The sequence below is a fragment of the Kribbella sp. NBC_01484 genome, assembly GCF_036227145.1.
Taxonomy (GTDB): domain Bacteria; phylum Actinomycetota; class Actinomycetes; order Propionibacteriales; family Kribbellaceae; genus Kribbella.
Window position 1 is genome coordinate 2,293,270 of record NZ_CP109437.1, and the last position, 18,127, is coordinate 2,311,396.

The 18,127-nt window shown below is 69.4% G+C and carries 17 protein-coding genes; 3 read left to right on the top strand and 14 right to left on the bottom strand.

Going from position 1 to position 18,127, the window contains the following annotated elements:
• The first annotated feature begins 23 nt into the window (after positions 1-23).
• The gene (locus OG555_RS11275) at positions 24-650 is read left to right on the top strand and encodes a TetR/AcrR family transcriptional regulator (protein ID WP_329482772.1); all 627 of its coding nucleotides are present in this window, start codon (positions 24-26) and stop codon (positions 648-650) included.
• A 30-nt stretch (positions 651-680) separates the two neighbouring features.
• On the opposite strand, the gene OG555_RS11280 is transcribed toward OG555_RS11275, so the two are convergent.
• From OG555_RS11280 to dnaK, 5 genes are all read right to left on the bottom strand, one after another.
• Entirely contained in the window at positions 681-1,217 is a 537-nt protein-coding gene (locus OG555_RS11280) for a GNAT family N-acetyltransferase (RefSeq protein WP_329482773.1), read from the bottom strand.
• A gap of 270 nt (positions 1,218-1,487) precedes the next feature.
• Positions 1,488-1,943, bottom strand: a complete 456-nt coding sequence (locus OG555_RS11285) for a heat shock protein transcriptional repressor HspR (RefSeq protein ID WP_329482774.1) — start codon at positions 1,941-1,943, stop codon at positions 1,488-1,490.
• Positions 1,943-3,118, bottom strand: a complete 1,176-nt coding sequence (gene dnaJ, locus OG555_RS11290) for a molecular chaperone DnaJ (RefSeq protein ID WP_329482775.1) — start codon at positions 3,116-3,118, stop codon at positions 1,943-1,945. The genes OG555_RS11285 and dnaJ overlap by 1 nt, the downstream gene beginning before the upstream one ends.
• A gap of 27 nt (positions 3,119-3,145) precedes the next feature.
• A complete protein-coding gene (gene grpE / locus OG555_RS11295; protein ID WP_329482776.1) occupies positions 3,146-3,847 on the bottom strand; it encodes a nucleotide exchange factor GrpE in 702 nt (233 codons plus the stop codon).
• The gene (dnaK, locus tag OG555_RS11300; protein ID WP_329482777.1) at positions 3,844-5,706 is read right to left on the bottom strand and encodes a molecular chaperone DnaK; all 1,863 of its coding nucleotides are present in this window, start codon (positions 5,704-5,706) and stop codon (positions 3,844-3,846) included. The genes grpE and dnaK overlap by 4 nt, the downstream gene beginning before the upstream one ends.
• Positions 5,707-5,978: 272 nt before the next feature.
• Here dnaK and OG555_RS11305 point away from each other — a divergent pair, with 272 nt between their 5' ends.
• Together OG555_RS11305 and OG555_RS11310 are read left to right on the top strand one after the other, a co-directional pair.
• Positions 5,979-6,446 (top strand): GNAT family N-acetyltransferase, encoded by a 468-nt coding sequence (locus tag OG555_RS11305; RefSeq protein WP_328524504.1) that lies wholly within the window; start codon positions 5,979-5,981, stop codon positions 6,444-6,446.
• Positions 6,447-6,632: 186 nt separating this feature from the next.
• Positions 6,633-7,538 (top strand): DUF559 domain-containing protein, encoded by a 906-nt coding sequence (locus OG555_RS11310; RefSeq protein ID WP_329482778.1) that lies wholly within the window; start codon positions 6,633-6,635, stop codon positions 7,536-7,538.
• 30 nt (positions 7,539-7,568) lie between these two features.
• Here OG555_RS11310 and hutI read toward each other — a convergent pair whose 3' ends face one another.
• From hutI to hutH, 9 genes are all read right to left on the bottom strand, one after another.
• A complete protein-coding gene (gene hutI, locus OG555_RS11315) occupies positions 7,569-8,732 on the bottom strand; it encodes an imidazolonepropionase (protein WP_329482779.1) in 1,164 nt (387 codons plus the stop codon).
• Positions 8,729-10,039 (bottom strand): formimidoylglutamate deiminase, encoded by a 1,311-nt coding sequence (locus OG555_RS11320; protein ID WP_329482780.1) that lies wholly within the window; start codon positions 10,037-10,039, stop codon positions 8,729-8,731. Before OG555_RS11320 ends, hutI begins: the two co-directional genes overlap by 4 nt.
• Positions 10,036-11,256 (bottom strand): allantoate amidohydrolase, encoded by a 1,221-nt coding sequence (locus OG555_RS11325; RefSeq protein WP_329482781.1) that lies wholly within the window; start codon positions 11,254-11,256, stop codon positions 10,036-10,038. The genes OG555_RS11320 and OG555_RS11325 overlap by 4 nt, the downstream gene beginning before the upstream one ends.
• Positions 11,253-12,182 (bottom strand): ABC transporter substrate-binding protein, encoded by a 930-nt coding sequence (locus tag OG555_RS11330; RefSeq protein ID WP_329482782.1) that lies wholly within the window; start codon positions 12,180-12,182, stop codon positions 11,253-11,255. The genes OG555_RS11325 and OG555_RS11330 overlap by 4 nt, the downstream gene beginning before the upstream one ends.
• 113 nt (positions 12,183-12,295) lie before the next feature.
• Positions 12,296-12,946 (bottom strand): ABC transporter permease, encoded by a 651-nt coding sequence (locus OG555_RS11335; protein ID WP_329482783.1) that lies wholly within the window; start codon positions 12,944-12,946, stop codon positions 12,296-12,298.
• A 1-nt stretch (position 12,947) separates the two neighbouring features.
• On the bottom strand, positions 12,948-13,604 hold the full coding sequence (locus OG555_RS11340; protein ID WP_329482784.1) for an ABC transporter permease: 657 nt from the start codon (positions 13,602-13,604) through the stop codon (positions 12,948-12,950).
• A gap of 115 nt (positions 13,605-13,719) precedes the next feature.
• Positions 13,720-14,721 (bottom strand): ABC transporter ATP-binding protein, encoded by a 1,002-nt coding sequence (locus OG555_RS11345; protein ID WP_329482785.1) that lies wholly within the window; start codon positions 14,719-14,721, stop codon positions 13,720-13,722.
• Between the two features lie 173 nt (positions 14,722-14,894).
• Positions 14,895-16,550 (bottom strand): urocanate hydratase, encoded by a 1,656-nt coding sequence (gene hutU / locus OG555_RS11350; protein WP_329482786.1) that lies wholly within the window; start codon positions 16,548-16,550, stop codon positions 14,895-14,897.
• A gap of 16 nt (positions 16,551-16,566) precedes the next feature.
• Entirely contained in the window at positions 16,567-18,114 is a 1,548-nt protein-coding gene (gene hutH / locus OG555_RS11355; RefSeq protein ID WP_329482787.1) for a histidine ammonia-lyase, read from the bottom strand.
• Positions 18,115-18,127 lie beyond the last annotated feature (13 nt).

The window sequence follows — 18,127 nt, forward strand, 5'->3', positions numbered from 1 at the left end:
TCCACTAAGTTAGTCTGTTGCCTATGACACCAGAGGCGACGCGGCGGAGGGTGCGGGGCGCGGTCCGCGACGGCCTCGTCGCCGCAGGGCTGGAGCTGGCCCGGACCGGTGGCCCGGACGCGGTCCTGCTCCGCGAGGCGACCCGGCTGGTGGGCGTCGTGCCCAATGCCGCTTATCGGCATTTCGCCGACCGTGACGAACTACTCGCCGCGGTCTGTGCGGCGGCGATGCGCGAACTGGCCGACCGGATGGCAGCCGGTGTCAGTCGGGTGCGCGGCAAGCATGGCGATGCCGCGGCTGCCGGTCGTCGTCTCGGCGCGATCGGTGCCGCGTACCTGGATTTCGCTCGCGAGGAGCCCGGACTGTTCGCCACGGCGTTCGCAGTGCCGGCGCAGCATGAGTACGCGGCGACAGTCGACGGGACCGGGCAGGACCGGTCACCCCTCGGTCAACTGCGAGCCGTCCTCGATGAGCTCGTCGTCGCCGGTGTGCTCGCGCCCGGACGCCGCGACGGCATCGAGTACCCGATCTGGTCCACGGTGCACGGACTCGCTGTGCTTACCGGCCAAGGGCCCTTGCGCGACGCCCCCGACGCCACCCGCCGGAAGTTCGAGCAGCTCACGCTCGGCTTCATCGCCGGCGGACTGTGACGGGCCACCCAGTCGCAGCCGCTGGTTGCTTCAGGCCCTGAATTCTGAGGCGCGGATGCGGTAGACCTGCAGATTCAGGTCGTAGTACTTGTCGGTCTCGCCGACCCACTGCATCTCGAGCCGGCGGGCCGTGGCGATGGCGCGTCTGTTGTTCGGGCGGGCGACGGCGAACAGCTCGTCGACGGCACCTTCCTTGAACGCCCAGCGCATCAGCTCGCGGCTGGCCTCGGTCGCGTAACCATGGCCCCAGGCGCTCGGCCGCAACTGCCAGCCGATCTCCAGGTCCTCCTCGTACGGCGGGAGCAGCCGGATCACCAGTGCGCCGACGACCTCACCGTCGTCCCGGCGGGCAACGGCCCATCGGCCCGCGGGGAGGACGAAGTTCGGCTGGGCCTCGATCCAGGCCTGCAGGACGAGCCGCATGCTGGCGGCGTCGGGGACCTTGTCGATGGCCGGCGACAGCCAGGGCGCCACATCGGCCGAGCCGTAGATCTCCAGCGCGGCCTCGGCGTCGTCTTCTTCCCAGTCCCGGATGATCAGCCGGTCTGTCTGCAGACTGAGTGTCACCTCGCCAGAGTAGGCGGTGAACCGCCGCAGACAACATGGCGCGCGGTCACCGGGAGATGAACGCGAGGAGCCCCCGGCCATGCGGGCCGGGGGCTCCGTTGCGAGCGAGCCGCAGGGCGGTCCTGGAACGGACCACCCTGCGGGGGCCGAAGGGCGCTGGGGGAAAGCGCGCCTTCGACGGTGGAGGTGTCGGGGGGACGACGACCTCCACGGGACCGGAGGATCCGAAGGGTGGGTTCGGGAATCCTCCGGTGGTCGGAGAATGCTGGGTCAGCGGGAACCCAGCTCCAGTGGCTGGGTCCGGATCCAGCGGGTCGTGGTCTGCTGCCGGCCCATGGCGATCACGTCGCCGGCCGGGCCGGCTGAGAAGACCCGGCTGTTCGTGCTCTGCCGGGAAACACCGACACCGCGCTGGACTTCTGCGAGGAGCTGGTTGACCCGCCTTCGCAGGTCCTCCACCTCCGACTGTAGCGCGAGGATGTGCCGAATTCCCGCCAGGTTGACGCCCTCTTCCTGGGACAGGTGCTGCACGTAGCGAAGCCTCGCCACGTCGTACGCCGAGTACCGCCGGCCGCGGCCGGACGCCCGGCTCGGCACCACAAGGCCGAGCCGGTCGTACTGGCGCAGGGTCTGCGGGTGCATGCCGGCCAGCTGGGCCGCCACCGAGATCACGTAGATCGGGGTGCGGTCGTCCCAGGTCGGCACCTGGCTGAACGGGAGGCCCATCACGAGCTCCCGAACAACCCGGCCCGCAGGTCAGGGTGGTCCGACGCCGAGTTGAACTCCTGCAGCTTGGCGCGCTGCTCGTCGGTCAACTCGTGCGGGACCTGCACCTCGAGGGTGAGCAGGATGTCGCCCTTGGTGCCGTCCCGCCGGACCGAGCCCTTGCCACGGACGCGCAGCTTGCTGCCGTTCGCCGTACCGGCAGGGATCCGGACCGTGACAGGCATGCCGTCCAAGGTCGGGACCTTGATCTCGGCGCCCAGCGCGGCCTCGGTGAAGCTCACCGGGACGTTCAGCGTCAGGTGCTCGCCCTGACGGCCGAAGATCCGGTGCGACGTCACGTGCACGGTGACGTAGAGGTCGCCCGCGGGGCCACCCCGTTCGCCCGCCGCGCCCTTGCCCTTCAGGCGGATCCGCTGACCGTCCTGCACGCCCGCGGGGATGCGGACCTGCATGGTCTTGCTCGACTGGCCGCGGCCGGAGCCGTGGCAGGTCTCGCACGGCTCGTCGACGACCAGGCCGCGCCCCTTGCACTCGGTGCACGGCTCGGTCATGGCGAACACGCCGCCCTGGACCGAGGTCTGCATACCCGTGCCCTCGCACTTCAGGCAGACCTTCGGCACCGTGCCGTACTTCGCGCCGGTGCCCCGGCAGGTCTTGCACGGCTCGTCGCTGGTCATCCGCAGCCCGACGGTGACACCGTTCACGGCCTCGGCGAACTCGATCGTCGCCTCGGTCTCGATGTCCGCACCGCGCCGCGGCCGGGCCGTCGACGTGGTGGTCGTGGTCCGGCCACCACCGCCGAACATGCCGCCCAGGATGTCGCCGAGACCGCCGCCACTGCCACCGGAGCCGCCGCCGCGGTTGAACAGGTCGCCGACGTCGAAGTTGAACCCGCCGCCGCCCTGACTGCTGCCGCTCGGCATCCGGAAGCCGCCGCTGCCGAACAGCCGGCGGGCCTCGTCGTACTCCTTGCGCTTCTTCGGGTCGCCGACGACGTCGTACGCCTCGGAGACCTCCTTGAACTTCGCCTCCGCGGACGCGTCACCGGCGTTGGAGTCGGGGTGGTACTTGCGCGCCAGCTTGCGGTAGGCCTTCTTGATCTCATCGGCCTCGGCGGTCTTGGAGACGCCGAGAACCTTGTAGAAGTCCTTCTCGAGCCAGTCCTTCGTGCTCACTTGACGCCTCCCCTCCCGTCGTGGTCGTTACTCCGCGGACCTGTCCGCGTCATCATCTGTGCTCTCCACCGGTACGTCGGCCTTCGCGGCGTCGGCCGGTAGTTGCTCGGTCGGCTCCGACACGGCCACCCGGGCCGCCCGCAGGACACGCTCGCCGAGGCGGTACCCCGGCTGCATGACCATGGTCGCGGTCGGACCGTCCACCTCGTCGGAGTAGTTGTGCAGCAGGGCCTCGTGGATGCGCGGGTCGAAGGTGTCGCCCTTCTCGCCGAACTTCACCAGGCCGAGCTTCTCGGTGACCCGCTCCAGCGATTCGGCGACCGCCTTGAACGCGCCCTCGAGCTCACCCGCCTCCCGGGCCCGGCCGACGTCGTCCAGGATCCCGAGCAGCTCGGTCAGCACCGAGCCGATCACGAGCTCCCGCGAAGCCTCCCGGTCCCGGTCCACCCGGCGCTTGTAGTTGACGTACTCGGCCTGCAGTCGCTGCAGGTCCGCCGTACGCTCGGCGAGCGCCTCGGTCAACAGTGCCTCCTGGGCGGACGGGCCGATCAGATCGGACGGGTCCCGCGGCGGCTGCGCCCCCGGGGTGCCCGGCATGCCCGGTGCGGCGCCGGCCGCGGGAGCCTCGGAAGGCTCCCGCGCCGCGCCGGTGTCCGGGTCGATCCGGCGCTTGTCCCGGACGACGGGCTCGCCGTCGCCGAACTCGCTGCCAGTCGGTCGATCCGTCACTTGTCCTCCGTCTTGTCCTGCGGCCGGTCCTCGTCCACGATCTCGGCGTCGACGACGTCGTCGTCACTGCTCGAGCTGCTCTCGTCGGACGCGGAGCTGCTGTCCTCGGAACCGCCGGCGGCCTGGGCGTTCGCGTACATCGCGGCACCCATCTTCTGGCTGGACTGGGCGAGCTTCTCCGACGCGGCCTTGATCGCGTCGGCGTCGTCACCCTCGAGCGCCTTCTTCAGCTCCGCGACGCCGTCCTTGACCTCGGTCTTGACGTCGTCGGGGATCTTGTCCTCGTTCTCCTGCAGGAACTTCTCGGTCTGGTAGACCAAGCTCTCCGCCTGGTTGCGGGACTCGACCGCCTCGCGGCGCAACCGGTCCTCCTCGGCGTACTGCTCGGCGTCGCGGACCATCTGGTCGATGTCGGTCTTCGGCAGCGCGGAGCCACCCGTGACCGTCATCCGCTGCTCCTTGCCGGTGGCCAGGTCCTTGGCGTTCACGTGCACGATGCCGTTCGCGTCGATGTCGAAGGTGACCTCGATCTGCGGCACGTTCCGCGGCGCCGGCGGCAGGCCGGTCAGCTCGAAGTTGCCGAGCGACTTGTTGTCGCGCGCCATCTCCCGCTCGCCCTGGTAGACCTGGATCATCACCGACGGCTGGTTGTCCTCGGCCGTGGTGAAGATCTCCGAGCCCTTGGTCGGGATCGTGGTGTTGCGCTCGATGATCTTGGTGAACACGCCGCCCTTGGTCTCGATGCCCAGGCTCAGCGGGGTCACGTCGAGCAGCAGGACGTCCTTGACCTCACCCTTCAGCACACCGGCCTGCAGGGAGGCGCCGACCGCGACGACCTCGTCCGGGTTCACGCCCTTGTTCGGGTCCTTGCCACCGGTCAGCTCCTTGACCAGCTCGGCCACCGCGGGCATCCGGGTGGAGCCGCCGACCAGGATCACGTGGTCGATCTTCGCCACGTCGATGCCGGCGTCCTTGATGACGGCCTTGAACGGGGCGCGGGCGCGCTCCAGCAGGTCGTTGGTCATCTTCTGGAACTCGGCCCGGGAGAGCTTCTCCTCCAGGTGCAGCGGGCCGGACTCGGTCAGGCTCAGGTACGGCAGGTGGATCGTGGTCTCGGCCGCGGCCGACAGCTCGATCTTGGCCTTCTCGGCGGCCTCGGTGAGCCGCTGCATGGCCATCTTGTCGCTGGACAGGTCGGTGCCGTTCTTGTTCTTGAACTGGGTCACCAGCCACTGCACGATCCGGTTGTCCCAGTCGTCGCCACCGAGGTGGTTGTCACCGCTGGTCGCCTTCACCTCGAAGACGCCGTCGCCGATCTCCAGCAGCGACACGTCGAACGTGCCACCACCGAGGTCGAAGACCAGGATGGTCTGCTCGGTGCCCTTGTCCAGGCCGTAGGCGAGCGCGGCCGCGGTCGGCTCGTTGACGATCCGGTGCACCTTCAGGCCCGCGATCTCGCCGGCCTCCTTGGTCGCCTGGCGCTGCGCGTCGGAGAAGTACGCCGGCACGGTGATGACCGCGTCGGTGACCTGCTCCCCGAGGTACGCCTCGGCGTCCCGCTTCAGCTTCTGCAGCACGAACGCGCTGATCTGCTGCGGCGTGAACTTCTTGCCGTCGATGTCCACGCTCCAGCTCTCGCCCATGTGACGCTTGACGGAGCGGATGGTGCGGTCGACGTTCGTGGTGGCCTGGCGCTTCGCCACCTCGCCGACCAGGACCTCGCCGTTCTTGGCGAAGGCCACCACCGAGGGCGTCGTACGCGCTCCCTCGGCGTTGGGGATGACGGTGGGCTCGCCACCCTCGAGTACGGCGATGACGGAGTTCGTCGTACCCAGATCGATACCGACCGCGCGGGCCATGCTTTACCTCCACAGAGTTGAGTGATGCAGACTCAATGTTGCCGTTCGTCCGCCTCGGTTTCAAATCCCGGCCGGCGATGAGCCCGGCAAAGACGGCACAGACCGAACAAACTTGAGTTCACTAGACTCAACATGGCACATGGGCCAGGTCATTCCCAAGGGCGCCCCCCATTTTCCGGGTTCCGTCCAGGGTCCGGCCAGGGAGCACCCGAACTGACCCCTGCCGCAGAAAAGGTTTTCCGTGGGAGGGTGTCACCGTGAGACTCCGCCCTATGACCGCCGCTGACCTCGCCGCGGTACTTGCGCTCAACGCCACCGCGGAGGGTCTGGTCGAACCACTCGGCCCGGACCGCCTTGACTGGCTCCGCCTGATCGCCGCGCACGCCGCCGTGGTCGACCTCGACGGCCGTCCGGCCGGCTTCCTGCTCACCTTCACCCCGGGGTCGGCGTACGACGGCCTCGAGTTCCAGTGGTTCGCGGCCACGTACGCGAGCCGCTTCCTGTTCATCGAACGGATCGTGATCGCCCCCGAGCACCGCCGCGAGGGCCTCGCCTCGCAGGTGTACGGCGCGATCGAACGCGCCGCCAAGCCCTTCGAGCGCGCCGCCACCCGGGTCCGCACCGACCCACCCGACCTCGCCGGCCTCGCCTTCCACACCAATCGCGGCTACGTAGAGGTAGCCAAACAACGCCTGGCCAACGGCACCACCACAACCCTCCTCACCAAAGACCTGACCTAGACCGGGCGGCCCCCAACCAGGCCTCCACTGATCAGTGCGCCCGGCCGGACCGCCAGGCCATCACAACGGCCGGCTTGGCCGTCCGCGCCGCCTGGCACCGCCAGTCCGAGGCCGATTGTGATGGCCTGGCGGTCCGCCTGTGGACAATCTCCGACGGCGCAGGCTGGTTTCCGCCATCCTCGTCGGATGTCCCAGGTCGTTGACGTCCTCCACCGGCGCGAGGGCACCGCCACGTTCGCCCAGCTTCGAGCGCTTGTCTCCGCGCGGACCATCCGAACGGCGCTGGCCGACGGGGCGATCCGCCGGATCGCGAAGGGGGTCTACGCCCTGCCGCCGGTGCCGGACCCGCTCGCCGCGGCGCGTGCCCAGGGTGGCATCGTGTCGCACCTGAGCGCCGCCCGACTGCACGGCTTCTCGGTGCTCGACCTGCCGGACAAACCACAGATCACCGTGCCGCGCGGACAGCACCGCCGGTTGAGCCCGATCCCGTGCGAACTGCACTGGGCCGACGAGGTCCCGTCCGACGGTCGATGTACCGGCAAGCTCCGGACGGTGCTGGACTGCGCCCGCACCCTTCAGTTCGAGGCCGCCCTCACGGTCGCGGACTCGGCGCTGCGACTTGGCGCGGTAGACCTCGGGCAGCTGTTGATCGCGGCGGCCGAGCTCACCGGTCCTGGTTCCCGCCGGGCCCGACGAGTCGCGGCCGCCGCGGACGGTCGAGCGGAGTCGCCCTTGGAGTCCGTTCTCCGATCGATCCTGATCGAGGCGGGTATCGACGGTTTCGAACCGCAGGTCGTGGTCCGGGACGACACCTTCTCGGCTCGGGTCGACCTCGGACACCCCCGGCTGCTGATCGCTCTCGAGGCCGATGGGTTCGCCTTCCACAGCACCCGGGCCGCGCTGACGCGTGACTGTCGTCGCCAGGTCAGCCTGACCCTCTGCGGGTGGCGGCTTCTCCGGTTCTCCTGGGAGGACGTGATGTTCGACCGGGAATGGGTTGTGAGCGCGATCCGGGAGGCGGTGGCCGGACCGCCACGCCATCAGAATGTGCCCGAGATCCGCGGTCGCACGCGGGAGCCGCTGGCTGGGTGACGAGATGTGATGGCCCGAGCGTCCGCTCGATCAGACCGGCCGGCCACGGACGAAGCTCTGGGAGACGAGGGGTACGCCTGGGCGGTAGGAGAGGTGTAGGTGGGTGGGGGCGTTGAGGATGGTCAGGTCTGCTTGGGCGCCGGGGGCTAGGTGACCAATGTCACTCCGGCGGAGGGACGCCGCGCCGCCTGCTGTCGCGGACCAAAGGGCCTCGGCGGGGGTCATGTGCATCTCGCGGACGGCCAGGGCGATGCAGAACGGCATCGACGAGGAGTAGCCGGAGCCGGGGTTGCAGTCGGTGGCCAGGGCTACCGTCACGCCGGCGTCGAGGAGGCGCCGGGCGTTGGGGTACGGCGAACGTGTGGAGAACTCGATCGCCGGGAGGAGCCCGGCGACCACGCCCGTGGAAGCCAGGGCGTCGACGTCGGCGTCGGTTAGATAGGTGCAGTGGTCGGCCGCTGCGGCTCCGACCGAGCACGCCAGCTGGACCCCGGGGCCCTCGCCGAGCTGGTTGGCGTGGACGCGGGCCTGCAGGCCGCGGGCCAGGCCGGCCTCGAGGATCGCGCGGCCCTGGTCCTCGTCGAAGGCACCGCGCTCCACGAAGACATCGATCCACTTGGCGTGCCCCGCGACCGCATCGAGCATCGGCCCGGTCACCAGCGACACGTAGCCCGCCGGATCGTCGGCGTACTCGGCGGGTACGACGTGCGCCCCGAGGTACGTCGTCTCGTCGGTGAAGTGCCCCGCGATCTCCAGCGCCCGCGCCTCGTCGCCGACCGTCAGCCCGTACCCGGACTTGATCTCGACCGTCGTCGTCCCCTGGCGCCGCATCTCCGCCACCAGCCGGGCGACGTTCGCCGTCAGCTGCTCGTCCGTGGCCTGCCGGGTCGCCGCCACCGTGGTCCGGATCCCGCCGGCGGAGTACGGCGTACCCGTCATGCGGGCCGCGAACTCCTCGGCCCGGTCGCCGGCGAACACCAGATGGGAGTGCGAGTCCACGAACCCGGGGATCACTGCCCGCCCACCCACCTCCAAGACTTCATCAGCTGCGGGCGCCTCGCGCCGGGAGCCGACCCAGGCGACCTTGCTGCCCTCGATCACCAGGGCCGCGTCGTGCAGCTCGCCGAGCAGGTCGCCACGCGCTGGGTCGTTGGTCACCAGCGAACCGATACCCGTCAAGAGCAGAGAAGTCACCGTGTCACCGCCGCGATCGAGGCCGCCAGCTCAGCCGCCACATCAAGGTTCGCATGCTTGCTATCAGCAACCATATGCTTGCCGGAAACAATCACATCGCTCACATCGGCAGCCGATGCCGCGAACACCGCTGTCTCCACAGTCCCACCGGTTCCCGCCGTACGCACGCTGTCCAACCGGACCGCGACCAGGTCGGCGCGGGCGCCGACCGCGATCACGCCGGCGTCGTCGAACCCGATCGACCGGTGCCCATCGGCTGTTGCGGCTTTGAGGAGTTCCGATGCCGACCAGTGGCCGCGCTCCTGGGTGGCGAGCCGCTCGTCCAGTTCCACCGCCCGCATCTCCTCGAACAGGTCGATCACCGCGTGGCTGTCGGACCCGAGGGTCAACGGCGAGCCGGCGTCGCGCAGCGCCACCGACGGGCCGATCCCGTCGGCCAGGTCCCGCTCGGTGGTCGGGCAGAAGCACGAGTACGTCGCCGAGCTGCCGAGCAGCCGCACATCGACATCGGTGAGGTGAGTCGCGTGGACGGCGCTCGTCCGGCCGCTGAGGAACCCGGCCTCGTCGAGCACCTGCGCGGGCGTCCGGCCGTACGCCTCGAGGCAGGCAGCGTTCTCCGCGACCTGCTCGGACAGGTGCACATGGAGTGGTACGTCGGGAAACGCCGACGCGACCGCACCGATCTGCTCCGGAGGCACCCCGCGGACCGAATGCGCCGCCGCACCGATCACGACGTCATCGGATCCGGACAGCGACGAGACCCGCGCGGCCCAGCTCGCGGCGTCGCCGTCGCTGAAGCGTTGCTGCACCTCGCTGAGCGGTTGGTCGATGCCGCCGGCGAGGTAACACGTGTCCAGCAAGGCGATCCGGATCCCGACGTCGCGAGCCGCCGCGATCAGCGCCGTACCCATCGCGTTCGGGTCGTCGTAGTGGCGGCCGCCTGAGGCGTGATGCAGGTAGTGGAACTCGCCGACCGCGGTGATCCCGGCGAGCAGCATCTCGCCGTAGACGGCGCGGGCGAGGTCGTAGTACGTGTCCGGGGTGAGTGCCGCGGCGACGGCGTACATCTGGTCGCGCCAGGTCCAGAAGGTGCCGCGCTCGGTCTGCGTCCGCCCGCGGAGCGCCCGGTGGAACGCGTGACTGTGACAGTTGGCCAGCCCTGGGAGCACGAGGCCGTCCAGCCGTACGGCGTCGCCCGGATCCGCACCGGTCTCGATGGTAGCGAACCGCCCGTCGGCGACCGTCATCAGCACGCCCTGGGTGATGCCGGTTGGTAGCAGGGCGGTCGAGCACCAGTACGACGTCACGTGGCGAGATCCTTCAGTACGGCGGCCAGCGCGTCGACGCCGGCGAGACAGTCGTCCAGCTCGGCGTACTCGGCGGGTGAATGGGACACGCCGGTCGGGTTCCGGACGAAGAGCATCGCGGTCGGGATGCCGGCCGCGGAGAACACCCCGGCGTCGTGGCCGGCACCGGTCGGGAGCACGGGCGCACCATTCAGTACGCCGACCAGCCGGTCCCGCAGTCCGGTCGGGAAGTCGACGATCGGCGACACCGATTCGGCGACCACCTCGAGCGTCGTACCGTCCCGCTCGGCCCGCTCGGTGGCCTGCTTGGTGATTGCTGCGAGCAACGACTGCAGGATCTCGTCGGTGGCGGCGCGGGCGTCCAGCCAGGCGGTGACCTGTGACGGTACGGCGTTGGTGCCGTTGGGCTCCACGGACAGTCGCCCGAACGTCGCGCGGGCACCGGCGAGGCGGGCCTGCTTGTTCGCGGCCAGTGCGGTCATCGCGTAGGTGAGCATCGGGTCGTGGCGGTCTTCCATCAGCGTCGTACCGGCGTGGTTGGCCTCCCCACCGAACGTGAACCGATACCTTCCATGCGGCCAGATCGAACTGGCCACCCCCACCGGAGCCGTCAGCCCCCGCCCCTGCTCCACATGCAACTCGATGAACGTCCCCATCCGCTCGAGCAACGGCGACGGCCCGACTCCGGCGGGATCCGTCCCCGCCGCCTCGAGCGCCGCCGCCAGCGTCACCCCTGTGCGGTCCTCCAAAGCAAGAGCCTTCGAGGCCGGCAACACCCCAGCCGCCACCCGGGACCCCAAGCAAGGCATCCCGAACCGCGACCCCTCCTCCTCGACAAAGGCCCCGACTCCGATCGGCACCGACGGCACGAACCCCTCCGCCCGCAACTGATCGACCGCGGCCAGCGCGGACACCACCCCCAGCGGCCCGTCGAAAGCCCCGCCGTCGATCACCGAGTCCAGGTGGCTCCCGGTGACGATGCCCGGGCGGGAAGCCGGCCCTCCGGCCGCCTCGCTACGCCGGTCCAGCGGGTCCCACCAGGCGACGAGGTTGCCGATGCCGTCTGACTCGACCTGCAGCCCGCGGGCGACGCACTGGTCGTGGAACCAGTGCGTCGCGTCGCGTTCGGTGGGGGTCCAGCCGCCTCGGTGGTAGCCGCCGGTGTCGGGGTCACGGCCGATGGCGGACAGGGCCGCCCACAGGGATTCGAAACTCAAGACAGCGGGTTCTTGGACAGCCAGTCCTTGGCCACCGCGTCCGCGCTCTCCTTGCCGACGTCGATGCGCTTGACCAGGTCGGTCAGCGTGTCGGTGGTCAGCTTGGCGTCGACCGCGTTCAGCGTTGCCGCGATCTCGTCCGACTTGTGGTCGGTCCGGATCAACGGAACGATGTTGTTCGGCGGCAGGATGTGCTCCGGGTCGTCCAGCTGGACCAGGCCCTGCTCCTTGATGACCGACTGGGTGGTGAACAGGTTCGTCAGCTGGATCTGGTTGTCCAGCAGCGCCTTGATGCTCAGCGGGCCACCGGCGTCCAGCGTCTTGTACTCCTTGAACTCGACGCCGTACTTCTCCTTCAGGCCCTTCAGGCCGGCGGACCGGACCTTGAACTCCGAGCTACCGCCCGCGACCATCTCCTTGCCGACCGGCTTCAGGTCGGCCAGCGACTTCAGGCTGTACTTGTCCGCGGTCGCCTTGGTCACCACGATGGTGTCCTCATCGGCGGCCGGCGACTTGTCCAGCACCTCGAGCCCGGGCGTGAGCGCCTTCTTCAGGGCGTCGTACGCCTTCTCCGGGTCGGTCTCGGTGGAGTTCTTGTCGAAGTAGGCCAGCGAGGCACCGGTGTACTCCGGGACCAGGTCGACCGAGCCGTCCTTGATCGCGGCCATGTAGGTCTCGCGGTTGCCGATGTTCGGCTTCTTCTTCACCTCGATTCCCTTGGCGGCGATCGCCTGCCCGTAGATCTCCGCCAGCAGCTGGCTCTCGGAGAAGTCGGCGGACCCGACGGTGATACTCGACACCTTGGACGGCGCGGGCGAGGAGCCCGCGTTGTCGCTGCCGAGCTGGTCGCCCCCACCCCCGCAACCAGCCAGGCCGAGCACCGCCACCCCGGCGATCGCAGTACGGATGAGTGTGGATCTCAACACGAGAGCCTCCAGAGTCTCGTCAGCCACCGGCCGGTGGCGATGGATGTTTCGTTGGGGCGGTTCAGCAGATTCATCAGATCGTCAAGTTCATCAGATACGTCGGACAAAACCGGTCACCTGGCCTTCAGGCCCTCCGACACCGTGAGCCGGCTGATCGCCGCGAAGATCGCGTCGAGCCCGATGGCGAGCAGGGCCACCAGCAGGGCGCCGGTGAACATCTGCGGGAAGTCGCGGAGCTTGAGCCCGTCGACCACATAGCGCCCGAGACCACCGAGCGACACCAGTGCGGCGATCGTCGCTGTCGAGACGATCTGCAGGGTGGCGCTGCGCAGGCCGGAGATGATCAGCGGCAGCGCGATCGGGATCTCCACCTTGGTCAGGATCTCCCGGCCGGTCATCCCCATCCCCCGGGCCGCGTCGATCGTGGCCGGATCGACACCGGACACACCGGCGTACGTCGAGGCCAGGATCGGCGGGATGCCGAGGGCGACCAGCGCGATCAGCACGGGCAGGAAGCCGATGTCGTTGGTCAGCAGGACGGCGATCATCAGCAGGCCGAGGCTCGGCAGGGCGCGGGCGGCGTTGCCCAGGTTGATCGCCAGGAACGCGCCGCGCCGGGTGTGGCCGATCCGCAGGCCGATCGGCAGCGCGATCACCGCGGACAGCCCGAGCGCGGCGAACGTGTACCAGAGGTGCTGGACGATCCGCGCCCAGATCCCCTCGTTACCGGACCAGTTGTAGGAATCGGTGAGGTACTGCCACATGTCAGGCCACCCCCGCCACCGGAGTCGCGACGCGCGCCCACGGAGTCAGGATCCGCTGCAACGTGACGATGATCAGGTCGGCACACAGCGCCAGCAGCAGCGACAGCACCACGCCGACCACCACCGGGGTGAGGAAGTCCTTCTGGAAGCCGAGCGTGAACAGCTCCCCCAGGCCGCCGATGCCGATCACCGCGCCGACGCTGACCATCGAGATGTTCGCCACCGTGACCACCCGCAGGCCGGCGAAGATCACCGGTACGGCGATCGGCAGGTCGACCGCGATCAGCCGATGCAACGGGCTGTACCCGACCGCGATCGCCGACTGCCGCACCTCGGCCGGTACGGAGCGAAGTCCGTCGATCACGTTGCGGATCAGCAGGGAGACCGTATAGAGGGTCAGCGCGACGATGATGTTGACCGTGGACAGCACCTTGGTGCCGAGGACCGCCGGGATCACGATGAACAGCGCGATCGACGGCAGCGAGTACAGCACGCCGCCGAGCGCGACCAACGGGTTGGCCAGCCACCCGTACCGCGTGGCGATGTACCCGAGCGGCACCGCGATGATCAGCCCGAGGATCACCGGGACGATCGACAGGTAGATGTGTTCGCGCAACTGCTCCCAGATGAGCCCGGAGTTGTCGCCGATCCATGTCATGGGGTCTCCCGGCCTGGACTGAGGAGTGTAGGGAGCGAAGCGACTGGAACGACGAAGGAAGGCCGGGAGTCAAGGCCCCATGACCGCCGCGCCGGAGGCGCGGCCATGTGCACAGTCATGACCGCAACGCCTCTGCGACGGTCCCCTGGTCTACGACTCCGATGGCACGGCCTTCGTCGTCGACGCAGACGCCCAACCCGCTCGGGGAGGTCAGGACGGAGTCGAGGGCGGCGCGGAGCGAGTCACCTCGCTTGAAGACCGCGCCGACCGGCAGCAACGTCTCCGCGCTGCCGTTGCGCCAGCCGACCGGTACGCCGTCCTTCAGCGCGAGCTCAGGTGGCAACGGTTTGACCGGCAACTCGTCGGGATGCACGAACGTGAGGGCCCGGTAACCACGATCCTGTCCGACGAACCCACGGACGAAGTCGTCGACCGGGTTGGCCAGCAGCTCCGCGGGCGGGGCGAACTGGGCCAGCTTGCCGCCGACCTTCAGTACGGCGACGTTGTCGCCGAGCTTGATCGCCTCGTCGATGTCGTGGGTGACGAACACGATGGTCTTGCCGATGTCGCGCTGCAGCCGGAGCAGCTCTTCCTGCAACTGGTGCCGCACGATCGGGTCGACAGCACTGAACGGCTCATCCATCAGCATGATGGCCGGATCGGCCGCCAGGGCACGGGCGACGCCGACTCGTTGCTGCTGGCCACCCGACAGCTGGGCCGGATACCGCTCGGCCAGCTTGAGATCCAGACCGACGCGCTCGAGCAGCTCCATCGCGGTGTCGCGGGTCCGGCGCTTGTCCCAGCCGAGCAGCTTCGGCACGGTGGCGACGTTGTCGACCACCGTCTTGTGCGGGAACAGGCCGGCGTGCTGGATCACATACCCGATGCCGCGCCGCAGCGTGACAGGGTCCTTGCTGTTGATGTCCTCGCCGTCGATCGAGATGCGGCCGCTGGTGCGTTCGATCGTGCGGTTGATCATCCGCAGGGACGTGGTCTTGCCGCAGCCGGACGGCCCGACGAACACGGTGATCTGGTTGCTCGGGATCCGCAGGGACAGGGTGTCGACGGCGACGGTGCCGTCCGGATACCGCTTGGTGACGTCCTCGAACTCGATCATTGCGCCCCTTCGCGCTCGTCGTCGGTCGCCCGATCGACCCTAGCGGACCGCGAGACCGATGCCACGTGATCGCACGGTTTCTCGATCCCCGAGAAAGTGCACCATAGCGGTAGGCATTGCCACGGTCGCACTGTGCTATCTCCAGCCCCGTCGCTCCGCCCCGATCAGGGGAGTCAGCTCTCCCGCATCGGGATCCGGACCCCTCGTTCGTCGGCGACCTCTACTGCCTTGTCGTAGCCGGCGTCGACGTGCCGGATGACACCCATCGCCGGGTCGTTGGTGAGGACCCGCTCCAGCTTCCGCCGGGCCAGATCGGTGCCATCGGCAACCGATACCTGGCCGGCGTGGATGGACCGGCCGATGCCGACGCCGCCGCCGTGGTGGATCGACACCCAGGACGCGCCGCTGGCCACGTTCACCATTGCGTTCAGCAACGGCCAGTCCGCGATCGCGTCCGAGCCGTCCAGCATGCCTTCGGTCTCCCGGTACGGCGACGCGACACTGCCGGTGTCCAGGTGGTCCCGGCCGATCACGATCGGCGCCTCGAGCTCACCGGAGGCGACCATGTCGTTGAACCGCACCCCGGCCTTGTCCCGCTCGCCCTGGCCCAGCCAGCAGATCCTTGCCGGCAGCCCCTGGAACGCGACCCGCTCGCCGGCCAGCGTGATCCAGCGCCGCAGGTGCTCGTTGTCCGGGAACAGGTCCAGGATCGCCTGGTCCGTCTTCGCGATGTCGGCCGGGTTGCCGGACAGCGCGGCCCACCGGAACGGGCCCTTTCCCTCACAGAACAAGGGCCGGATGTACGCCGGCACGAAGCCGGGGAACTCGAACGCACGGGAGTACCCGGCCTTGCGGGCCTCGTCGCGGATCGAGTTGCCGTAGTCGAACACCTCGGCCCCCGCGTCCTGGAAGCCGACCATCGCGGCGACGTGCCGGGCCATCGAGGCCCGCGCGCGCTCGGTGAAGCCGGCCGGGTCCTTCTCGCGGGCGGTGGTCCAGTCGTCGAAGTCGATGCCCACCGGCAGGTACATCAGCGGGTCGTGCGCGGAAGTCTGGTCGGTGACGATATCGATCGGCGCGCCCAGCTGCAGCAGCTCCGGCACGATGACCGCGGCGTTGCCCAGGACACCGATCGACAGCGGCCGCCGCGCCTTCTTGGCCTCCTCGGCCAGCCGCAGCGCGTCGTCCAGTGACTTGGCGCGGACATCGAGATACCGGTGCTCGATCCGGCGGTCGATCCGGCTGGAGTCGACGTCGATGCAGATCGCGACGCCGTCGTTCATCGTGACGGCCAGCGGCTGCGCGCCGCCCATGCCACCGAGGCCCGCGGTGAGCGTGATGGTGCCCGCCAGCGAACCGCCGAACTTCTTCTCCGCGACCGCGCCGAACGTCTCGTACGTGCCCTGCAGGATGCCCTGCGTGCCGATGTAGATCCACGAGCCGGCCGTCATCTGGCCGTACATGGTCAAGCCCATCGCCTCGAGTTTGCGGAACTCCTCCCAGGTGGCCCAGTCGCCGACCAGGTTCGAGTTGGCGATCAGTACGCGCGGCGCCCACTCGTGGGTCTGCATGACGCCGACCGGCTTACCGGACTGCACCAGCATCGTCTCGTCGTCCTTCAGCGTGGTCAGCGTCCGGACCATCGCGTCGAACGAGTTCCAGTCCCGGGCCGCCTTGCCGGAACCGCCGTACACGACCAGTTCGTCGGGGTGCTCGGCGACCTCGGGGTCGAGGTTGTTCTGCAGCATCCGCAACGCGGCTTCCTGCTGCCAACCGCGGGCGGTGAGGGTGGTACCGCGGGGCGCGCGGACAGGACGAGGTCCGGACATGGGTGATCCAGCCTTTCTAGGACAGTGGGCCGGTGACGGCCTCGGCTGCGGACAGGTAGGTGCCGTCGGCAACAAGCCGGACGGAGTGCTCGAGCTCGGGGGCGAGATGCCGGTCGGTGCCCGGCCCCTCGACGTACTCCCGGAGGACGGCCCGGACGGCGGCCGTGGCCGGCGCCGGGGTCAGTGGCGCGCGCAGGTCCAGCGCCCGCGCGGCGGTCAGGATCTCGATCGCGAGCACCCGCTGGAGCCCGTCGATCGACTTGCGCAGCTTGCGGGCGGCCGACCAGCCCATCGAGACGTGGTCCTCCTGCATCGCGCTGCTCGGGATCGAGTCCACACTGGCCGGTACGGCGAGCCGCTTCAGCTCGGACACGATCGCGGCCTGCGTGTACTGCGCGATCATGTGACCGCTGTCGACACCGGGATCGTCGGCCAGGAAGGCGTTCAGCCCGTGGTTGCGCGCGACGTCTAGGAAGCGGTCGGTACGGCGTTCGCTGATGCTGGCCACATCCGCCACGGCGATCGCGAGGAAGTCGAGCACGTAGCCGACCGGGGCGCCATGGAAGTTGCCGTTGGACTCGACCCGTCCGTCGGGGAGGACGACCGGGTTGTCGATCGCGGCGGCCAACTCATATCCCGCGACCGTGGCCGCGTGGGCGGCGGTGTCGCGCGCGGCGCCGTGCACCTGCGGAGAGCAGCGCAAGGAGTAGGCGTCCTGGACGCGGTTGCAGTCCGGGCCGCGATGGCTGGCGACGATCGCGCTGTCGGCGAGGATCGCGCGCAGGTTGGCGGCGGCGAGGGCCTGGCCGGGCTGCGGACGCAGGGCCTGCAGGTCCGCGGCGAACACCCGGTCGGTGGCGAGCTGTCCTTCGACGCTCATCGCGGCGGCGATGTCGGCGGTCTTGAAGAGACGGTCGAGGTCGGCCAGCGCTAGCACCAGCATGCCAAGCATGCCGTCGGTGCCGTTGATCAGCGCGAGGCCTTCCTTCTCGGCCAGAACGACCGGGGCCAGTCCGTGGGCGGGCAGCGCGTCGCGGGCGTCGAGAAGGTTGCCCTCGGCATCTCTCACGGGGCCTTCGCCCATCACGGCGAGCGCGACGTGGGCCAGCGGTGCGAGGTCGCCGGAGCAGCCGAGGCTGCCGTATTCGTGGACCACCGGAGTCAGGTGCGCGTTGAGCAGACCGGCGTACGCCTGGGCGGTCTCGACCTTCACGCCGGTGCGGCCGGTGGCGAGGGTCGACAGTCGCAGCAGGGCGAGCGCCCGTACAACTTCTGTCTCCACCTCGGGGCCGGAGCCGGCCGCGTGCGACCGGACCAGGCTGCGCTGCAACTGGGCGCGCAGCTCGGGCGCGATGTGCCGGGTCGCGAGCGCGCCGAAGCCGGTCGAGACCCCGTAGTGCGGGGTGTCCGCGTGGGCCAGGGCCTCGATCGCGGCGCGTGACTTCGCGATCTCCTCGAGGGCCTGGTCGTCGATCTCCACCCGGGCTCCGTGCCGTGCCACCGCGACCACGTCGGCCGGTGTCAACGGCCCGACGCCGACGGTTACCTTGCTGGTCTCTTCCACTCGAACATTGCAC